The sequence below is a fragment of the Adhaeribacter terreus genome (assembly GCF_042657365.1).
In the GTDB taxonomy this organism is placed as follows: Bacteria; Bacteroidota; Bacteroidia; order Cytophagales; family Hymenobacteraceae; genus Adhaeribacter_A; species Adhaeribacter_A terreus.
This window is the reverse complement of sequence record NZ_JBHSKT010000001.1, coordinates 37,700-53,603: the sequence shown is the minus strand read 5'-3', so window position 1 is coordinate 53,603 and position 15,904 is coordinate 37,700. Positions and strand designations below refer to the sequence as shown.

The window sequence follows — 15,904 nt, the reverse complement described above, 5'->3', positions numbered from 1 at the left end:
TTTTGAGCCAACGATGGGAATTGAACCCACGACCCCTTCCTTACCAAGGAAGTACTCTACCCCTGAGCTACGTCGGCTTGTTTATACACAAAAACAGATTTAAACCTGCTGTTTAAATCTGAGAGTTTAAAATTGAGCGGGAGACGAGGTTCGAACCCGCGACCTATAGCTTGGAAGGCTATCGCTCTACCAACTGAGCTACTCCCGCTTGTAAACAGCAGAGTTATTGAATTCCTGAATTTAATTAATTCGTTTATTCAATAACTCAACCATTACTGGTGGGGAGAGAAGGATTCGAACCTTCGAAAGATCACTCTAACGGAGTTACAGTCCGTCCCATTTGGCCACTCTGGAATCTCCCCGGCTTTTCAAAATAAACTCCTCAGTAACTTTTGCACCGCTGTGCTGTTTTTCTAAGGAGCTGCAAAATTAATTGCTTTTTTCAATCTGTCAAATTTTTCCGGAAAAATATTTTTAATTTCTTTTTCCTGTGCTTTTCAATCGTGTTCCTGACTTAAAGCGATGCGAAACTACGCTATTTTTCTTGATTCTAAAACTCCCGCACACTTTTTTCTAAAAAAAACATAGCGTTTTATTTTTCGCCTTCTTTTCCGAATGTTCTTACTTTATGGAACTCAGCACTTTCCGAATTAAAATCCCTAGCGATTACATTTCTCCGTAAATCAATTTCAGGCGGTTGTCTTTTTCATTTTCCTTAATATTCCGGATCATTTGCTGCACTGCTGGGTCATCGGCCAGGATCTGAAGCGCCCGGTAAGCACCTAAACGAGTGCGGAAATTTTCGTGATTACGGGCAAAATCTTCCAGTAACTTAATGCCTTTATTTTTTTCTGTGGCCGGAAGTTTCAATAAATAGGTTGCAAAAACCGGAAGAAAATTACTCAGATCATTGCCGGTTTGCTGCTTTAATTGCTTCTCGAACCACGGAAATTGTGTAGCATCGCCGTGACCGGCATAAAATGAACCGAGGGCGCTGGCTACTTCGGCATTTTCAGTTTCCTGCAAGTGCTTAACTTTTGGCAGCAAATCTTTTGCGTTTTCCTGCGAAACCAGCGCATCGAGACCGGCAGCGGCTACCGCATAAGAGCTATCCGTCAAGGCTTTGGTAAATACATCGGCATATTGTGGATCGTGCAAACTGGCTAAAGTTGCAATGGCATCGGCGCGCACGGAAGTTTTTGGGTCTGATTCGGCGATCTGGCGAATGCTTTTTCTGACAGGTTCAAATTGCGGATCGTTGAATTTTATTTTGCCGGTTGCGTCTTTTCCATTAGCGGTAGCCATAAAGCGGGTAGCATTGAAGGCAAAAACGGCGGTACTACGTATTTTCCAGAACTTCGCTTTTAGAGCATCCTGAAACACGGCAGCAACTTTCGGTTCATTTACTTTATCTAATAATAAATTCAGAGCCTGAAATTTATGCTGAAAACGCGGGGCGTTATGATACTGATAGATCAATTCGTCTTCGCTTTTTTCGTGCTGAATAGTTGCCAGGAGTTGGGCGTCCGGATCGAAAACAACTAATTCGGGTTTAGCGGCTGCCGGAAATTCAAATTCGCTGCGGAAGCCGGAAATGGTTACCGGATATTCATTTTTCTTACCATTTTCCCAAACGGCAATTCTTACGGGCAATTTATATAGTGGCGCATAAACTGAATCCTGTCGCTGAAAAACACGAACGGTAAGTTTACCGTTTTCGTATTGCTGATCGACCTGCAGCTCCGGGTGCCCAGGCTTCATGAACCACTGGTCGAAAAACCACATCAGATCCTGGCCGGTAACTTCTTCAAACGCTAATCTTAAATTCGCAATTTCAGCGGTTTTGAATTTATTGTCGGTGAGGTATTTTTTAAGCGCTACAAAGAACGCTTCATCGCCGACGTAGTTGCGAAGCATGTGCAAAACCCTCCCTCCTTTCTGGTAGGAATGGCGATCGAACATATCTTCGTGGTTATTATAATGGTAGCGGATAAGCGGAACCTGTTTGCGTTGCGCTTCGCTGAGATAATTGTTCAGGTCGCTGTTCAAACCCAGATCGGCATCGTCGCGGCCAAGTTTGTGTTCGAACCAGAGGTATTCGCCATAGGTAGCAAAACTTTCATTTAAGGGCAGATTGCTCCAGCTTTCGGAAGTTACCAAGTCGCCAAACCATTGGTGGAAAAGTTCGTGGGCGATAATCTCATCCATGCTGTGGTCGAGGAGTTCGCGGTTGCTGAGCTGCACAAATTCGCCAAACAAGCTAGCAGAGGTGTTTTCCATGGCTCCGGAAACGTAATCGCGCACAATTACCTGCGCATATTTATCCCAAGGATAATCAACCCCGAGTTTTTGACTGAAAAAGGATAGCATTTCCGGGGTGTTTCCGAAGATACCTTTGGCGCTGTTCTTATATTTCGGCTCTACATAATAAGTAACATCTTTATTTTTCCAGCTTTCTTTCACCACCGCAAATTCGCCGATGGCAATCATGGTTAAATAAGGCGCGTGCGGAAGTTCCTGTTTCCAGTAATCGGTGCGCATGCCGTTGGGCCGCTGGCGCGAATAAATGAGAGAACCGTTGCTGAGCGTTTTGAAATTATCTTCTATGGTAATATAGATTTCCTGCGTCATTTTCTGGTTCGGCGCATCGATGGTCGGGAACCAGGCGGAGCTGGCTTCGGTTTCGCCCTGCGTCCAGATCTGGCGGGGTTTGTCTTTGTCTTCGCCGAGCGGGTTTATAAAATACAGGCCTTTATCGGAAGTAATGGCGGCGCTACCTCCAGCTTCGAGTTCGTTGGGTTTGGCGATGTAGTTTATCAGGACTTTGTATTCCTGGGTGCGGTTGTAGGTTTTATCAAGGTTGATGGTGAGTTTTTTGCCGTCGTAAGTATATTTCAGCGGTTCGGCGGTTTCTTCCAGTTCCACGCTTTTAATTTCGAAACCTTTGGCATCTAAAATGAGCGTGTTTTGCGGATAGAAATAAGGTTTACAGGTTAAGGTGGCTTCGCCGATGAGGTGTTGCTTTTGCCAGTCGAAGGAAACGCGGAGCTTGGTATGCACAAGATCGGTGAGGATGGTTTCAGCGGCGTGGTAAGGCGCGGGTTTTGGTACCCATTCCGGTATCGTTTTGTTTTTTACGGAAGTGGTTTCTACGCCTAAGGAAGCGTTGGAAGTTGTTTTACCGGTTTCGGCAGTTTTACAACCCAAAAGCATACCGTTTGCTACCGCGAAACTAATTACTGCAAAAGCCTTAAAATTCATACTGAAATCCTTAAATTTGCCTCAATTTGGGAAATTCCTTTTAAAATCCCTTAATTTCAAGCTTTAAACTTCCCCGAAAATATGCTGCAGGTAAAAACCGGCGATGCTTCCTGGCAGGTAGAAAACAAGCAGGGAAACCTGTTTCTGAACGGCCAGCCTTTTGAATGGGACCTGGTTCCGTTAGATGTCAACCGCTTTCATATAATTAAAAACAACGTATCGTACATGGCCGAATTGGTGGAAGCCGATTACAAAGCCAAAACCTTTACGCTAAAAATTAACGACACGCTGCACACGGTTTCGGTGAAAGACCGCTTCGATATGCTGCTCGACCAGATGGGTATGAGCAATGCCGCGGCTGCCAAACTGAACGATATTAAAGCGCCGATGCCAGGTCTGGTTTTAGATATTAAAGTAAAACCGGGCGACGAAGTGAAAAAAGGCGATCAAATCCTGATCCTGGAAGCTATGAAAATGGAAAACATCCTGAAATCTCCGGGCGACGGCGTGGTGAAGGCCATTAAAGTGAACGTGAAAGATAACGTGGAAAAAGGCCAGGTATTGCTGGAGTTTTAATTTCGTAAGTTCGAATGTTCGAGATTCATATGTTCGATTTTTCGAAAATCTGAAATCGGAATCCAGAACCTGAATTGCCCCGGCTTTTAACCCGGGGATTGCAATAAAGCACATTCTGGCTTTAGCCGAACTTTTTGAGCTGTCTTTTTATTTAGATTAGGCTGAAGCCCAAAATCGAAAAACCCTAGACCACCGGCTAAAGCCAATGGCAATTCAAACCGCAAAAACGCTAGGGTTTTCGGGGTAAAAAAGTAAGAACTGAGGCCTGAAAAAACAATATCGGAAAAGAACAAAAAACTAAAGGAATTTTCCTTTTCAGAAATAATTTATAACCAGATTGTCGGATGATCGAAAATTCGAACGATCGAAAATTCTAAAAGCAAGTGAAATACAAGCGGATACTACTGAAGTTAAGCGGCGAATCGCTGATGGGCGACCAGCATTACGGCATTGACCCGAACCGATTGGTAGAATATGCAGCCGAAATTAAGGCTGTGGTAGAAATGGGCGTGCAGGTAGCCATTGTAATTGGCGGCGGCAACATTTACCGCGGTATGCAGGCCGAAGAAGTTGGTTTGGACCGCGTTCAAGGCGACTATATGGGTATGTTGGCTACCGTAATTAACAGCATGGCGTTGCAAAGCGCTTTGGAGAAAATTAACGTGAACACCCGTTTGCTTTCTGGCATTAACATTCAGCAGGTTTGCGAGCCGTACATCCGCAGAAGAGCTATGCGCCACCTAGAGAAAAACCGCGTGGTAATTTTCGGAGCCGGCATCGGCAGCCCGTATTTCACTACTGATTCTGCGGCCAGCTTGCGCGCTATTGAAATTGAAGCCGATGTAGTTTTGAAAGGCACTCGTGTAGACGGTATTTATACCGCCGATCCGGAAAAAGATCCTTCCGCTACTCGCTACACCAATATTACGTTCCAGGAAGTTTTCGAAAAAGACCTGAATGTGATGGATATGACCGCTTTCACGCTTTGCAAAGAAAACAATCTGCCGATCATCGTGTTCGATATGAACAAAAAAGGTAATCTGCGCAAAGTACTGAACGGCGACGAAATTGGTACCCTGGTAAGCATGGAAGTCACACCGGCCCTTTAATTTTCAGACATAAAACGTCAGGAACAAGACAATAGATTTTTTGTTTTGTGCACCTGACTTTTTAGTGCATTTTTGCTATCGTTTTCCAAATGGCTTCAGGCCTGCTGAAAACTAAATTTAGAAAACAGAGTTTATTACGCTATTTAAAGATAGAATAAGATGACCGAAGAAATTAAGATGTATTTAGACGACGCCGAAGAATCGATGAAAAAGGCGTTGAACCATACCAGTGTTGAACTGACCAAGATCCGTGCGGGCAAAGCTTCGCCGGCCATGGTAGAAGATCTGCGCGTAGATTATTACGGCACACCAACGCCAATTTCGCAGGTTGCAAACGTAGCTGTGCCAGATGCGCGCACCCTGATGATCAAGCCTTGGGAAAAAAACATGCTGGCCGAAATTACCAAAGCGATTAAAAACTCTGACCTGGGTTTAACCCCTATGCAGGAAGCGGATGGTGTTCGCCTGAATATTCCGGCCCTTACCGAACAACGTCGTCGTGACTTGGTAAAACAGGTTAAAAACGAAACCGAAGCTGGTAAAGTGCGGATCCGTAACGTGCGGAAAGACGTGAACGATTCGCTGAAAAAGTTATTGAAAGACGGTGCTGCCGAAGATGCTATTAAAGACGCCGAAGCTAAAGTTCAGAAACTGACCGATGCTTTTATTGTGAAAGTTGACGAGTTGATGAGCAAGAAAGAAGCAGAGATCATGACGATTTAATATGCTAATTTTATGATGTGCTGATGTGCTAATTCAGCAATATAAAAAGCCTTTCAGTAAATCTGAAAGGCTTTTTTATTTGAAAACCGTAGGGATTTTGTTGTAAAAAGTTGTTTCTGAAAGGCTAACTCCTGTTAGCGGCGATACTTTAAATATGCCGGTTCAAGTTTTTAAACTTGGACCTAAAATGATCTGAAGTTTGTAACTTCAGTGGGGCGTAGCCTCAATAAATTTTGCTGCTAGACAATGAAAGTGAATCTATCAGCTAATGTAAAAATCCTCCCCTACCCCCTCCGAAGGAGGACTTTCTTCGCACTACTCCTTCCCTAATCCTCAAATCTTCGCTTTCAACTTACTTTTCATCCATTTATCCGTTTCCGCAACCAGATCGTAGTTAAAGTTTTGTTCGTTGTAAGTTGGTGAGCTGAGTTTTATGCCTTCTATCATGCCGGGCATTTTGATGAAACCGTGGTTGGTGTTGGCTAATTTCAGGTAAGTGCCTTTGCCGGGATTGTATTTGTTTACCAGATCGGCAATAATGGTGTGTTCTTCTTCTTCAAACGAGATCCAGTCGGCGCTGCCCCAGATGGCTAAAACGTTGGACCTGGTGTTGCGCCAGCTTTGGGCCATGTTCAGTTCGTCGAGTTGCTGCCAGAATTTGTAGTGGCGGCCCCACATTAAATTGCTGTTCGGTTTGTAATCGAGTTCTTTGGCGGCTAAGGCGGTCAAGTTCGGGTTTTGCGCAATTTCTGCGGGCGATTTTTTCAGCACGAAGAATTCGTAGAAAAGTGTTTGCATCTGGCGCGTGAGTTTTTCATTTTCCACGTAATCGGCGCCGGTCATAATGTTCTGTTTCCGGATCAGATCAATCATAAATTCGAACCACGGGCGGAAAACCGTGCCGTAAACCATTACGCCTTTGGGCTGATATTTTTCGGCGATAACCGGCGCAATTACGCCTCCCATAGAATGTCCGAACATGAACAGATTGGTGGTATCTACGAAGTTGTAGGTTTTTAAATGCTTGTAACCGGTTTCGAAGCTGGCAATTTCGGTGTACATATCTACTTCGGCGCAGGGTACGGTATTTTCGCTGTCGCCCATGCCCGATTTTTCGATGCGCATGACCGCGTAGCCTTTTTCGTTCCAGCCTTTTATCAGTTTTCCGTAAGCGCCAACATTATAATTATCTATCGAGCCGCAGTTGTAGCCGGGAATAAATAAAATAGCCGGAAACTTGCCTTCGCCTTTCGGTTTGGTAATAATGGCGCGCAGGTAACCGTTCCCGAATTTCACCTGGTCGTAGATTACATCGGTGGTGGCATCGGGTTTTTCGTATGGTTTCCCTAGCGTTTTTCCTTTCAGCTTCAGTTTTTTCTTGCCACGCTGTACCGTTATTTCAACTTTCTCATTTTCGCGCAAATTCTGAAACGACTCTACAAGCTGCGGAATACTGGAAATTGATTTCTGATTAATGGAAGTAACCACATCCTGCGGTTTCAGTTTCAGGCTTTCGGCGGTAGAATTCGGGGAAACTTCTAAAACCAGCAGGCCGGAATTAACTTGTAATTTGTTTGCTTTGGCAATGGAATCGTTGAGTTCCTGTGGTTTGACACCCAGAAAAGCTTTGCGTTTTAATTTTTGCGCCTGAAGCTGAAATGCTATTAAAAAGCAGAGAAAAAGTAGTGAAAGAAGTTTTTTCATGAATGAAGTTGGTTTGGGTTCCGCCGCATTTCCAAATACAATACCAAACAGGCAAACCACTTCCAGTCAGAATTTTAGCAAAAGTAAAATCTGAATTGTTGTACGGAAACGGGCAACAACTGTCCGGAAGCAGACAAGTTTACCTGCATTATTCTGAGTTTCAGACACGAAAAACATAGCGTTTTTTTCAGGAAACAGATCAAAAATTGTGTTTCTAACTTTGGGGTCAACAACTTGTTCAAAGCCCGACTTTTTTAGTTGAAAAGCATAGCGTTTTTTAAAACTTCGGGTTGCCGAAGCTGTTTACATTGTTAGCTGGAAAGCTTTCAGCGGCACGAATTCTACACCAAAAAAAGCGGCATATGAGCGACTTCCGGAAAGGCATTTTTCTTTTGCCCGTAATTATTGGCGTATTTGCTACAAGCGGTTTTGCCCAGGTAAACCAAGTAGATGTGAGTATTTCAGCAGGCTTAATGAAAAATTATGTAGCCCTTGAACAAACCCTCGAACGGGGAGCAGCCGGTACAATTGAGGCGAATAAGGGCAATGGCGATCCGGTATTTAGTGTGCAGGCTTCCATGCCGGTAAACGATAAACTGCGCCTGCAGGCTGGTTTGCGGACAATGTTCAAAACGTACGTATATAATCTTCGCTTTGAATATGCCAATCAGTTCGCGTTTGAAGACAAATGGATGAGCTGGGGGAATTCCCTGGAATTACCGGTGCATGTAGTGTACGATGTGCCTTCTCCGGTTTTAGGCCGAACCTTGAAACTTACCGGCGGCATTTGCCTGAGCCATAATACTATTTACGAGCTTTCCGATTCATATACTTTAAAGGTACGCGTTCAGGAACCATACACTTTTGCGCACGTTTTCGATACCGAATTATTTTCGCGGAGATCGTTTTTAACGCCGGCTTTAGAAGCGGGCTTTGAACTAACCCCGGTCTTCTTTAAGAATTTTGGTTTGCGCGCCATTTACCATTTCGATCTTATTCCCACCTTCGGCAGTATAATTTACCACAACAATTTTTATATCACTTCATCCGGCCAAATTTTTCAGGATTTTCCGGAAGGAACGCTTAAAGCCAAACGTACCAGCTATATTATGGGCCAGCTGAATTATCGTTTGCCGTTCTGGGATAAGAAAGAACAGCCTGCGCCGACTTTAAAGAAGAAAAGTAGTGTGAGAAGAAGCTGATAGAATAAATTTTTAGCGGAGCCGTTCTGTTCTTAAAAAAAATCCTGATGTTATTGGAAAACCGAAACGCTGATCCGCAATGATTTCTTCAGTAAAAGTAATTGTTTGCAGTTTACTACTAGTTGGGTTGGCGGTAAAAGCTGAAGCTCAGAAAGCGGCTTTGCAAGTTGCTGCGGGCTACAGTTTCAATTATGCTTCCGTAAAATACGACCCGGATCCCATAGGCGTCAACGCTATAGATGCAAAATTAGCGCGCGGATTTGCTACGACTTTTCAAGTTGCTTTACCGCTTCAAAACGGGTTTTCGTTACAATCCGGACTCAGATTTATGGCCAAAGCGCTTACGTTTGAACAGACTTTTTCTTACTCAGGGAATAGCGTTTTTAAAACGGAATGGCGGCAAAGAGGCTTTGGCATAGAAACACCGGTGCATTTGGCTTATACGTTACTGGACCGGCGGCACCAATTAATAATAAGCAGCGGATTTACTTTCGGCCGGAACTGGATCAGCTCGACCTATTACGGTTACAGTTACAAAAGTGGCTCGCTTTTTAGCGGCGGCGTAACTTCCGGAGGTGGCACCGATCATTCCATTGCTTCTACGTTTACCCCGGCCAAAAATAATATGCTGCTGGGCGCGGAGATCGGAACGGAATTGCGGCCTTTCTTCCATGAAAATGTGGCGCTAAGCGTTTTATTTCACCAGGAACTTTTGCGGAGATTTGGTTCGGTGCGTTACGAAAATAAATTCAGCTACGTGCAGAACAATGCGAACGCCGTTGCAACGCCAAAAGGATCTTTTGAGGTGATCAGGCCGGCTTATTTTATGGTTCAGGTGAAATATACCCTGAAGGGGAAGAAAATACAGAACAAACCGGAGCCGGAAATAAAGCAGGATTTTGAAGAAGATGATTCAGAATAAAAATTAGCGTCCTCAAGGATTTGGTTTGATATGCTTTTTTATTCCAAAACCGATACCAACACCAACATCTATTGACAATCCATTTTGAAAATAGCTGTGTTCACTTCGTTTATCAAGCGATTTGGAAAAATACCCCCAACCTGCTTTCACATGATAATATATTCCGGATTTTTTATTTATGCCGCTTAAGCCAATTAGCGGAGTTGTAAAAATTAAACGCTTATTTGGAATTCTAATTTCATCTTTTTGAACCCGGTTAAACATATTCAAAGAGCCGGAAAAGAAGGTATTTTTATACCTGTGAAAGTAATATTCAGCGCCTAATCCATACCAGGTTTCACCATTTGTAGCTGCCAGGTGAAGGTAATCTAAGGACCGGTTCCCATAATATAGATTCAAATTAATATTTTTTATAGGTTTGACAGAAAGATCGTACTTGCCTGTTAGACCTATATGCCCTGAAAAACCCACCTTCACGATTGGCAGCTGAATCTGATTAAAATTTACAGAATCATTAGATGTTTCCTGCGCAAAAGCTTCGATCTTAAAGAATGTGATAACTGTAATTAGCAGAAAGAGTATCTTTTTAATTCGCTCCATATCCAGCAAATATCACCTAAAATATCTGCTTTAACAAAGCAAAACAGCAATTTAAATCCCCAAAACTTCGCGTTGAGAGGATAGAATACCACATCTAAAATAGAATTAACTCAACAATCAACGTTTAAAACAATCTGAACAAAACGATAGCGTTTTAAAGCAAAAAAAGTAGCGTCCGTTTTTACACATGCGCTACTTTTCCAATATTACCAAGAAGTTTACTAACTCCAGAATTTCTTCGCTTTGATATAATCTTCCACCGGTTCGGGCACTAAATATTTTATAGATTTTCCGGCTTTCACAGTTTCTCTGATAAAAGTAGCCGAAAGATCGAGATTAGGAGCGGGCACCATTTTTACATTTTCGTGCTCTTTAAGCTCGGTATGCGGAGTTTTACTGCGCGGGTACACGTAAATTTCGTAGTTGCCGATCAGCTGCTCGTAGTTTTTCCACTTCGGCAACGAAGGCAAGTTATCTTCGCCCATGATGAGTACGAATTCGTAACTCGGGTAGCGCTGGTGTAAGTATGCCAACGTATCGATGGTATAACTCGGGCGCGGCATATTGAACTCAATGTCGGTGGCATTCAGGCGCGGGTTATCGTCTATGGCCAGGCGCACCATGTGCAGGCGGTCTTGCTCATGCAAAAGGGTGTGGCTGGGCTTGAACGGATTTTGCGGCGAAACCACGAACCAAACCTGGCTCAGATCGGTATTCTGGGCCATGTAATTTGCCAGAATTAAATGACCTACGTGCACGGGATTGAACGAGCCGAACAGCAAGCCTACCTTCATACAATGGTTTCTTCGGAATTCAGGAAATTATTTACGAGTTTTTCGGCTTCAGAAAAGGCTTTTTCCAGGTTGTCGTTTACAATAACGGTATCGAATTTGTCTTCAAAACTCAGTTCGAATTTAGCTTTGAAAACGCGGCTGGAAATGCTGGAAGCAGAATCGGTAGCGCGGGCCTGAAGGCGTTTGGCCAGTTCTTCTACCGAAGGCGGTTTTACGAAAATAGCCAGCGCGCGGTCTTTGTAAAAATTCTTGATGGCCAGGCCGCCTTTTACGTCCACATCCAGAATTACGTGCTTGCCGGTTGCCCAGATGCGCTCTATTTCAGATTTTAAAGTACCGTAAAAAGCGCCTTCGTACACTTCTTCCCACTCTACAAAAGCCTCTTCTTCAATTTTCTTGCGAAATTCGTCGGGCGTGATGAAGTAGTAATCTTTGCCGTGGGTTTCGTTGCGGCCGCGTTTATCACGCGTGCACGCCGATATGGAGAAACTCAGCTGCGGATTAATATTGAGCAGGTGTTTTACAATGGTGGTTTTGCCGGCGCCGGAGGGAGCCGAAAAGATAATGATCTTTCCTTGCACGGAGGGTTAAGCGGTTTCGTGAACGATGGATTTGATGGTGGAGATCAAACTAGCCGGCACATCTTTTCTTTTTACGTTCATCTTCAGAAAGCTCTTGAGCATTTTCTGATGGTTATGCGCTTCGAAACAGCTTTTGCAGTCTTCGAGGTGCTTGTAAAAATAAGATTGGTCGTCGCTGCTGGCTTCATCGTCGATGATCATTTCCAGAATGCTGATCACTTTTTCGCAATCGGCGCTGGCAGCAGTTACGTCGCCTTTTAGTTCGGTAGTAGTAGTCTCCATATCGGTTTAAAAGTTAAGTTTATTCATCTTCATCGTGGTTGCCATTGGCATCGTAACCCATTGTTTTGGCATACTTTTCCAGTTTCTCCTTCAGGAAGTTACGGGCGCGGTGTAAGCGCGAACGAACCGTTCCGATGGGAATGTCGAGGATCTTGGCCATTTCTTCGTAGGTAAAGCCTTCGAGATCGCAGAGTATAATTACAGTACGAAAATCGACGGGTAAAGAGTTCAATGCACCGGCAACTTCGTCGCCGATTAATTCCTGAACTGCCTGCGAACGCATGTCGGAAGTTGCCGCCATTTCGCCTTCACCTTCTACATCGTCGGTATTGTAATAGCTTTCCACCTCGTTGTAGTCAACTTTGGCGGGCTGCTTGCTCTTTTTCCGGAAATCGTTTATGAACGAATTCTTCAGGATGCGGAACAGCCAGGCTTTGGCATTAGTTCCTTGTTCGAAATAATCGAAGAAGCGGTATGCTTTAAGATAGGTTTCCTGCACTAGGTCGTTGGCATCGTCTTCGTCCAGCGTAAGGCGGAAAGCAAAGTTATACAGCGGCCCGATAACCGGCATCAGCTCGGTTTCGAAGCGGCGGTCTTTTTCTTCTTTGCTTAGCTGGTTGGCTTTTTCCTCGCTCATCTAAATAAATTTGTACTTTTACAGACCTGAAAACAGTTACTATACGCAAATAAAATAAAAATAACTTACATAGCCTAAGATAAATATTTCGGGGAATGCCGCTTAAAAACCGTTTACTGCTTTTTGCCTGGTTCTTTTATTTCTGCTCGTTGCCGCTTTTTAAAGCGTTTGCCAACGTAGCCGAAGTGGCATTGGTCGTGCTTTCGTTCTGGCCGGGCACTTTTTCGGGCTTAAAGCATAGCGTTTTGCGTTACAAAAACGTGGCTTTGCTCACGCTTATCTTCGGAATATTGGTTTTAGGAATGTTGTATACGGAAGATCTGCAAAACGGCTGGAAGATTTTAAAACATCAGCACCGTTTTTTAATTATTCCGGTTTTATTTCTGCTGCATGCCCGGCTTTTGCAGGAAAACTTCCGAAAACTTTTGCTGGCTTTTGTGCTGGCCACCTGCGCAGCCTGCACATTCATTGTACTGCTTTATATATTACCCGAAGAAACCGTGCGGAATATGGCTAATTCCACCAAACTGATGCTGCCTTACCCGGAAAATATTCACCGCGCGGCTTTTGGTTTGTATTCGCCTTTTATAGATCGTTTACAATTCAGCAGCATTACGGCCGTAGCTATTATCAGCAGCATTTATTTATGGCTGGTAAATTATAAACGGAAAGCACTTTTTGCGGCCTTACCCCTACTGTTTTTTACCATGCTCATTTTAGGCGGACGTGGCGCGCAGCTGGCATTGTTTGTAAGTTTGCTGGTTTACGCCCTGGCCATTGCTGTAAATATTTTATTTCCGAAGCTTGAAAAGCGCTGGGGCAAAAGTGCAGGCATAAGCATTTTAGTTCTTGCCGGATTGTTGGTTTTTGCAGGAATTCCCTATTTAAGTTTTAAAACGCTGAAACCGGTGCAGGAACGTTTTTACCAGACCAAATGGGAAATTGGTCTGCTCGAAAACCAGCAATACAAACAATACGATTACGAGCATTTTACCACGCTGCGGCGGTTGGTTTCTTATAAGAATATGTGGCAGGTGGTACAGCAGAACCCAGTAATAGGCGTTGGTACCGGCGATTTTCACCCGGAACTCAAAAAAGCTTATACCGCCAATAACCCGGAAATGGAACTGAATACGCACAACCAATATTTGCTTTACTGGGGCATGACCGGCATTTTCGGGTTACTCATTTTTCTGGCGGTGCTGGTTTACTGGCTTTTAAGTTTGCGCGGTCGCGGGCAGCTATATTTCTACGGACTAGCTTTCCTGTTTTTTTACCTGGTAAATATGCTGCCCGATACGGTTTTGGCCACGCAGGTAGACAGCATGCTTTTCTGCACGTTTATGGCGTTTATCGGGTTACAAAAATATAATCCGGAAGCGCAGCCGGTTCTATAATTTTAATTATCAATTATTTTTTGCTTGCCATGCAGGTTAAACTTTCAGTCGTCATCATTACTTTCAACGAAGAAAAAAATATTGCGCGCTGCGTAAATTCGGTGCGCGAAATTGCCGACGAAGTAATGGTGGTAGATTCTTTTTCGAAAGACCGGACGGAAGAAATCTGCCGTGAACTGAACGTAAAATTTGTGCAGCACGCATTTGCAGGCCATATCGAGCAGAAAAATTTCGCCATTACGCAAGCTGCTTACCCGCACATTCTTTCTTTAGATGCCGACGAAGCCTTGAGTCCGGAACTGATCGAAACGATAAAAGCAGTGAAAAATGACTGGCAGGCCGATGGTTATTTTCTGAACCGGCTTACGAATTACTGTGGCCAGTGGATCAAACATTCAGGCTGGTACCCGGATCGCAAACTACGTTTATGGGACAGCCGCAAAGGCGCCTGGGGCGGCACCAATCCGCACGATAAATTTATTCTGGAACCGAACACAACCGTAAAATATCTTTCCGGCGACTTGCTGCATTATTCGTTCTATACCATTACGCAGCACGTGGAACAGGTAAATAAATTCACTTCCATCGGGGCGCAACAGCTTTTTAACAAAGGCAAAAACCCTACGGCTTACCAATTATTCCTGAAACCATCGCTTAAATTTTTCCTGAGCTACGTGATTAAGCGCGGTTTCCTGGATGGTTTTTATGGCTACACTATTTGTAAAATTTCGGCGATGGCGGTTTATTTAAAATATGCCAAAGCGGCTGAGCTTTTTCAGCAGGCAAAAAACAAATAGGCTTCCGACTTTTTTCACCCAATTTCCTACCGTTTTTCTAATGAATATTCTGCATTTAAGTTCGGAAAAAACCTGGCGCGGCGGCGAACAGCAAATTGCTTATTTAATAGAAGAGCTCCGGAAAAACGGTGTGAATTGCTACGTTGCGTGCCGGAAAAACACACCTTTCGAAACATATTGCCAGAAGAAAAACCTGCCGCACATTGTTTTGCCTTTTGCGAATGAATTTGATCTTTACACCGCTTCACAACTGAAAAAATATTGCCAGGAAAATAAAATTGACCTGGTACATGCGCACAGTTCGCATTCGCACGGATTAAGCGTTTGGGCTTCTGTTTTAGGCAATAAACCACCCATTATTTTAAGCCGCCGTGTCGATTTTCCGGTAAAGAAAAACCTGCTTTCGAAGTTCAAATACAATTATAAAGGCGTAAAACGGGTTATCTGCGTTTCGGAAAAGATCCGGGAAATTACCATGCCTTCGCTTAAACATCCGGAAATTTGCGTTACCGTGCACAGTGGCATTGACCTGAACCGTTTCGAAAACAGCAAAAATACCGGCAAGCTGCACAAAGAATTTAACCTGCCAGAAAACCAGCTGATAGTAGGCAACATTTCGGCCATTGCGGAGCAGAAAGATTATTTCACGTTTGTGAACACGGCCGAATTGTTGCTGAAAAAAGGTCTGAACGCAAAATTCTTTATAATCGGCGATGGTCCGATGCGTTCTGAAATTGAAGCGTTTGTAAAACAGAAAAATTTACAGGATCATATAATTTTCACTGGTTTCCGAAAAGATGTGCCTGAGATTCTGCCGGAGCTGGATGTATTTTTAATTACTTCGCAAACCGAAGGATTAGGCACTACTATTTTAGATGCTTTTGCGTGTCGCGTGCCGGTAGTGGCTACGCGCGGCGGTGGCATTCCCGAAATTGTGAAAGAAAGCGAGACCGGTTTACTGGCCAACGTTTACGATACCAAGCAACTGGCCCGCCAGGTACAACGGGTTTTAGCTGATAAAGAATTACGGCAGATTTTAACCGAACAAGCCTATCGTTTTCTGCAGAATTTCCGGAAAGAAAACACGGCAAAGCGCACTTTAGAGATTTACCGGCAGGTGATGGCCGAAAATTAACCCCAGAAATTGCACCGGAAACGCTATGATTTTCAACTAAAAAACTGCGGGTTTCTGAACTTTTCGAAAACATTCACCCAATAATAAGCTGCATTTACCAGTTTTAAGTTGTTGCGTTGTTTGCTGAAAACAAAAAGCACTATATTTAATCTGGTTTAAAGTACAGGCAGAACTCAGCCTGAAG

The 15,904-nt window shown here is 43.9% G+C and carries 15 protein-coding genes and 3 tRNA genes; 8 read left to right on the top strand and 10 right to left on the bottom strand.

Annotated features, from left to right (window positions below):
• Positions 1-5 precede the first annotated feature (5 nt).
• From ACFPIB_RS00230 to ACFPIB_RS00215, 4 genes are all read right to left on the bottom strand, one after another.
• Positions 6-77 (bottom strand) — tRNA-Thr (locus tag ACFPIB_RS00230).
• Positions 78-135: 58 nt separating this feature from the next.
• Positions 136-208, bottom strand: a tRNA-Gly gene (locus ACFPIB_RS00225).
• Between the two features lie 68 nt (positions 209-276).
• Positions 277-362 (bottom strand) — tRNA-Tyr (locus tag ACFPIB_RS00220).
• A 304-nt stretch (positions 363-666) separates the two neighbouring features.
• Complete coding sequence (locus tag ACFPIB_RS00215; RefSeq protein WP_378015412.1) at positions 667-3,261, bottom strand: M1 family aminopeptidase; 2,595 nt, start codon at positions 3,259-3,261, stop codon at positions 667-669.
• Positions 3,262-3,342: 81 nt separating this feature from the next.
• On the opposite strand from ACFPIB_RS00215, the gene ACFPIB_RS00210 reads away from it, so the two are divergent.
• The 3 genes from ACFPIB_RS00210 (at position 3,343) to frr (ending at position 5,669) form a co-directional block, all read left to right on the top strand.
• On the top strand, positions 3,343-3,837 hold the full coding sequence (locus tag ACFPIB_RS00210) for an acyl-CoA carboxylase biotin carboxyl carrier protein subunit (protein ID WP_378015411.1): 495 nt from the start codon (positions 3,343-3,345) through the stop codon (positions 3,835-3,837).
• Positions 3,838-4,220: 383 nt separating this feature from the next.
• Entirely contained in the window at positions 4,221-4,946 is a 726-nt protein-coding gene (gene pyrH / locus ACFPIB_RS00205; protein ID WP_378015410.1) for a UMP kinase, read from the top strand.
• 159 nt (positions 4,947-5,105) lie between these two features.
• Positions 5,106-5,669, top strand: coding sequence for a ribosome recycling factor (gene frr / locus ACFPIB_RS00200; protein ID WP_378015409.1), 564 nt, complete (start codon positions 5,106-5,108; stop codon positions 5,667-5,669).
• Between the two features lie 333 nt (positions 5,670-6,002).
• Here the strand turns inward: frr and ACFPIB_RS00195 are convergent, their stop codons facing one another.
• Positions 6,003-7,373 carry an alpha/beta fold hydrolase gene (locus tag ACFPIB_RS00195; protein WP_378015408.1) on the bottom strand — a complete coding sequence of 457 codons (1,371 nt, stop codon included), beginning with the start codon at positions 7,371-7,373 and terminating at the stop codon, positions 6,003-6,005.
• A 362-nt stretch (positions 7,374-7,735) separates the two neighbouring features.
• On the opposite strand from ACFPIB_RS00195, the gene ACFPIB_RS00190 reads away from it, so the two are divergent.
• Together ACFPIB_RS00190 and ACFPIB_RS00185 are read left to right on the top strand one after the other, a co-directional pair.
• Positions 7,736-8,575 (top strand): hypothetical protein, encoded by an 840-nt coding sequence (locus ACFPIB_RS00190; RefSeq protein WP_378015407.1) that lies wholly within the window; start codon positions 7,736-7,738, stop codon positions 8,573-8,575.
• A 79-nt stretch (positions 8,576-8,654) separates the two neighbouring features.
• Positions 8,655-9,497 carry an outer membrane beta-barrel protein gene (locus ACFPIB_RS00185; RefSeq protein ID WP_378015406.1) on the top strand — a complete coding sequence of 281 codons (843 nt, stop codon included), beginning with the start codon at positions 8,655-8,657 and terminating at the stop codon, positions 9,495-9,497.
• A 12-nt stretch (positions 9,498-9,509) separates the two neighbouring features.
• Here the strand turns inward: ACFPIB_RS00185 and ACFPIB_RS00180 are convergent, their stop codons facing one another.
• The 5 genes from ACFPIB_RS00180 to ACFPIB_RS00160 all read right to left on the bottom strand — a co-directional run bounded on the left by ACFPIB_RS00180 (position 9,510) and on the right by ACFPIB_RS00160 (position 12,391).
• On the bottom strand, positions 9,510-10,097 hold the full coding sequence (locus ACFPIB_RS00180) for a hypothetical protein (RefSeq protein WP_378015405.1): 588 nt from the start codon (positions 10,095-10,097) through the stop codon (positions 9,510-9,512).
• 221 nt (positions 10,098-10,318) lie between these two features.
• Positions 10,319-10,891, bottom strand: a complete 573-nt coding sequence (gene nadD / locus ACFPIB_RS00175) for a nicotinate (nicotinamide) nucleotide adenylyltransferase (RefSeq protein WP_378015404.1) — start codon at positions 10,889-10,891, stop codon at positions 10,319-10,321.
• Complete coding sequence (gene gmk, locus ACFPIB_RS00170) at positions 10,888-11,472, bottom strand: guanylate kinase (protein WP_378015403.1); 585 nt, start codon at positions 11,470-11,472, stop codon at positions 10,888-10,890. The genes nadD and gmk overlap by 4 nt, the downstream gene beginning before the upstream one ends.
• Before the next feature lie 6 nt (positions 11,473-11,478).
• Entirely contained in the window at positions 11,479-11,754 is a 276-nt protein-coding gene (locus ACFPIB_RS00165; RefSeq protein WP_378015402.1) for a hypothetical protein, read from the bottom strand.
• A 19-nt stretch (positions 11,755-11,773) separates the two neighbouring features.
• Positions 11,774-12,391 (bottom strand): sigma-70 family RNA polymerase sigma factor, encoded by a 618-nt coding sequence (locus tag ACFPIB_RS00160; RefSeq protein WP_378015401.1) that lies wholly within the window; start codon positions 12,389-12,391, stop codon positions 11,774-11,776.
• A gap of 95 nt (positions 12,392-12,486) precedes the next feature.
• Here ACFPIB_RS00160 and ACFPIB_RS00155 point away from each other — a divergent pair, with 95 nt between their 5' ends.
• From ACFPIB_RS00155 to ACFPIB_RS00145, 3 genes are read left to right on the top strand one after another with little or no spacing between them, the layout of a single operon-like run.
• Positions 12,487-13,788: an O-antigen ligase family protein gene (locus tag ACFPIB_RS00155; RefSeq protein ID WP_378015400.1), complete on the top strand. Its 1,302-nt coding sequence runs from the start codon at positions 12,487-12,489 to the stop codon at positions 13,786-13,788.
• Between the two features lie 29 nt (positions 13,789-13,817).
• The gene (locus tag ACFPIB_RS00150) at positions 13,818-14,585 is read left to right on the top strand and encodes a glycosyltransferase family 2 protein (protein ID WP_378015399.1); all 768 of its coding nucleotides are present in this window, start codon (positions 13,818-13,820) and stop codon (positions 14,583-14,585) included.
• A gap of 40 nt (positions 14,586-14,625) precedes the next feature.
• Positions 14,626-15,720, top strand: coding sequence for a glycosyltransferase family 4 protein (locus tag ACFPIB_RS00145; protein WP_378015398.1), 1,095 nt, complete (start codon positions 14,626-14,628; stop codon positions 15,718-15,720).
• Positions 15,721-15,904 lie beyond the last annotated feature (184 nt).

Coding starts and splice junctions, on each gene's coding strand:
- ACFPIB_RS00215 (WP_378015412.1), bottom strand. CDS start 3,261: ATGAATTTTAAGGCTTTTGCAGTAATTAGTTTCGCGGTAGCAAACGGT.
- ACFPIB_RS00210 (WP_378015411.1), top strand. CDS start 3,343: ATGCTGCAGGTAAAAACCGGCGATGCTTCCTGGCAGGTAGAAAACAAG.
- frr (WP_378015409.1), top strand. CDS start 5,106: ATGACCGAAGAAATTAAGATGTATTTAGACGACGCCGAAGAATCGATG.
- ACFPIB_RS00195 (WP_378015408.1), bottom strand. CDS start 7,373: ATGAAAAAACTTCTTTCACTACTTTTTCTCTGCTTTTTAATAGCATTT.
- ACFPIB_RS00190 (WP_378015407.1), top strand. CDS start 7,736: ATGAGCGACTTCCGGAAAGGCATTTTTCTTTTGCCCGTAATTATTGGC.
- ACFPIB_RS00185 (WP_378015406.1), top strand. CDS start 8,655: ATGATTTCTTCAGTAAAAGTAATTGTTTGCAGTTTACTACTAGTTGGG.
- ACFPIB_RS00180 (WP_378015405.1), bottom strand. CDS start 10,097: ATGGAGCGAATTAAAAAGATACTCTTTCTGCTAATTACAGTTATCACA.
- nadD (WP_378015404.1), bottom strand. CDS start 10,891: ATGAAGGTAGGCTTGCTGTTCGGCTCGTTCAATCCCGTGCACGTAGGT.
- ACFPIB_RS00165 (WP_378015402.1), bottom strand. CDS start 11,754: ATGGAGACTACTACTACCGAACTAAAAGGCGACGTAACTGCTGCCAGC.
- ACFPIB_RS00160 (WP_378015401.1), bottom strand. CDS start 12,391: ATGAGCGAGGAAAAAGCCAACCAGCTAAGCAAAGAAGAAAAAGACCGC.
- ACFPIB_RS00155 (WP_378015400.1), top strand. CDS start 12,487: ATGCCGCTTAAAAACCGTTTACTGCTTTTTGCCTGGTTCTTTTATTTC.
- ACFPIB_RS00150 (WP_378015399.1), top strand. CDS start 13,818: ATGCAGGTTAAACTTTCAGTCGTCATCATTACTTTCAACGAAGAAAAA.
- ACFPIB_RS00145 (WP_378015398.1), top strand. CDS start 14,626: ATGAATATTCTGCATTTAAGTTCGGAAAAAACCTGGCGCGGCGGCGAA.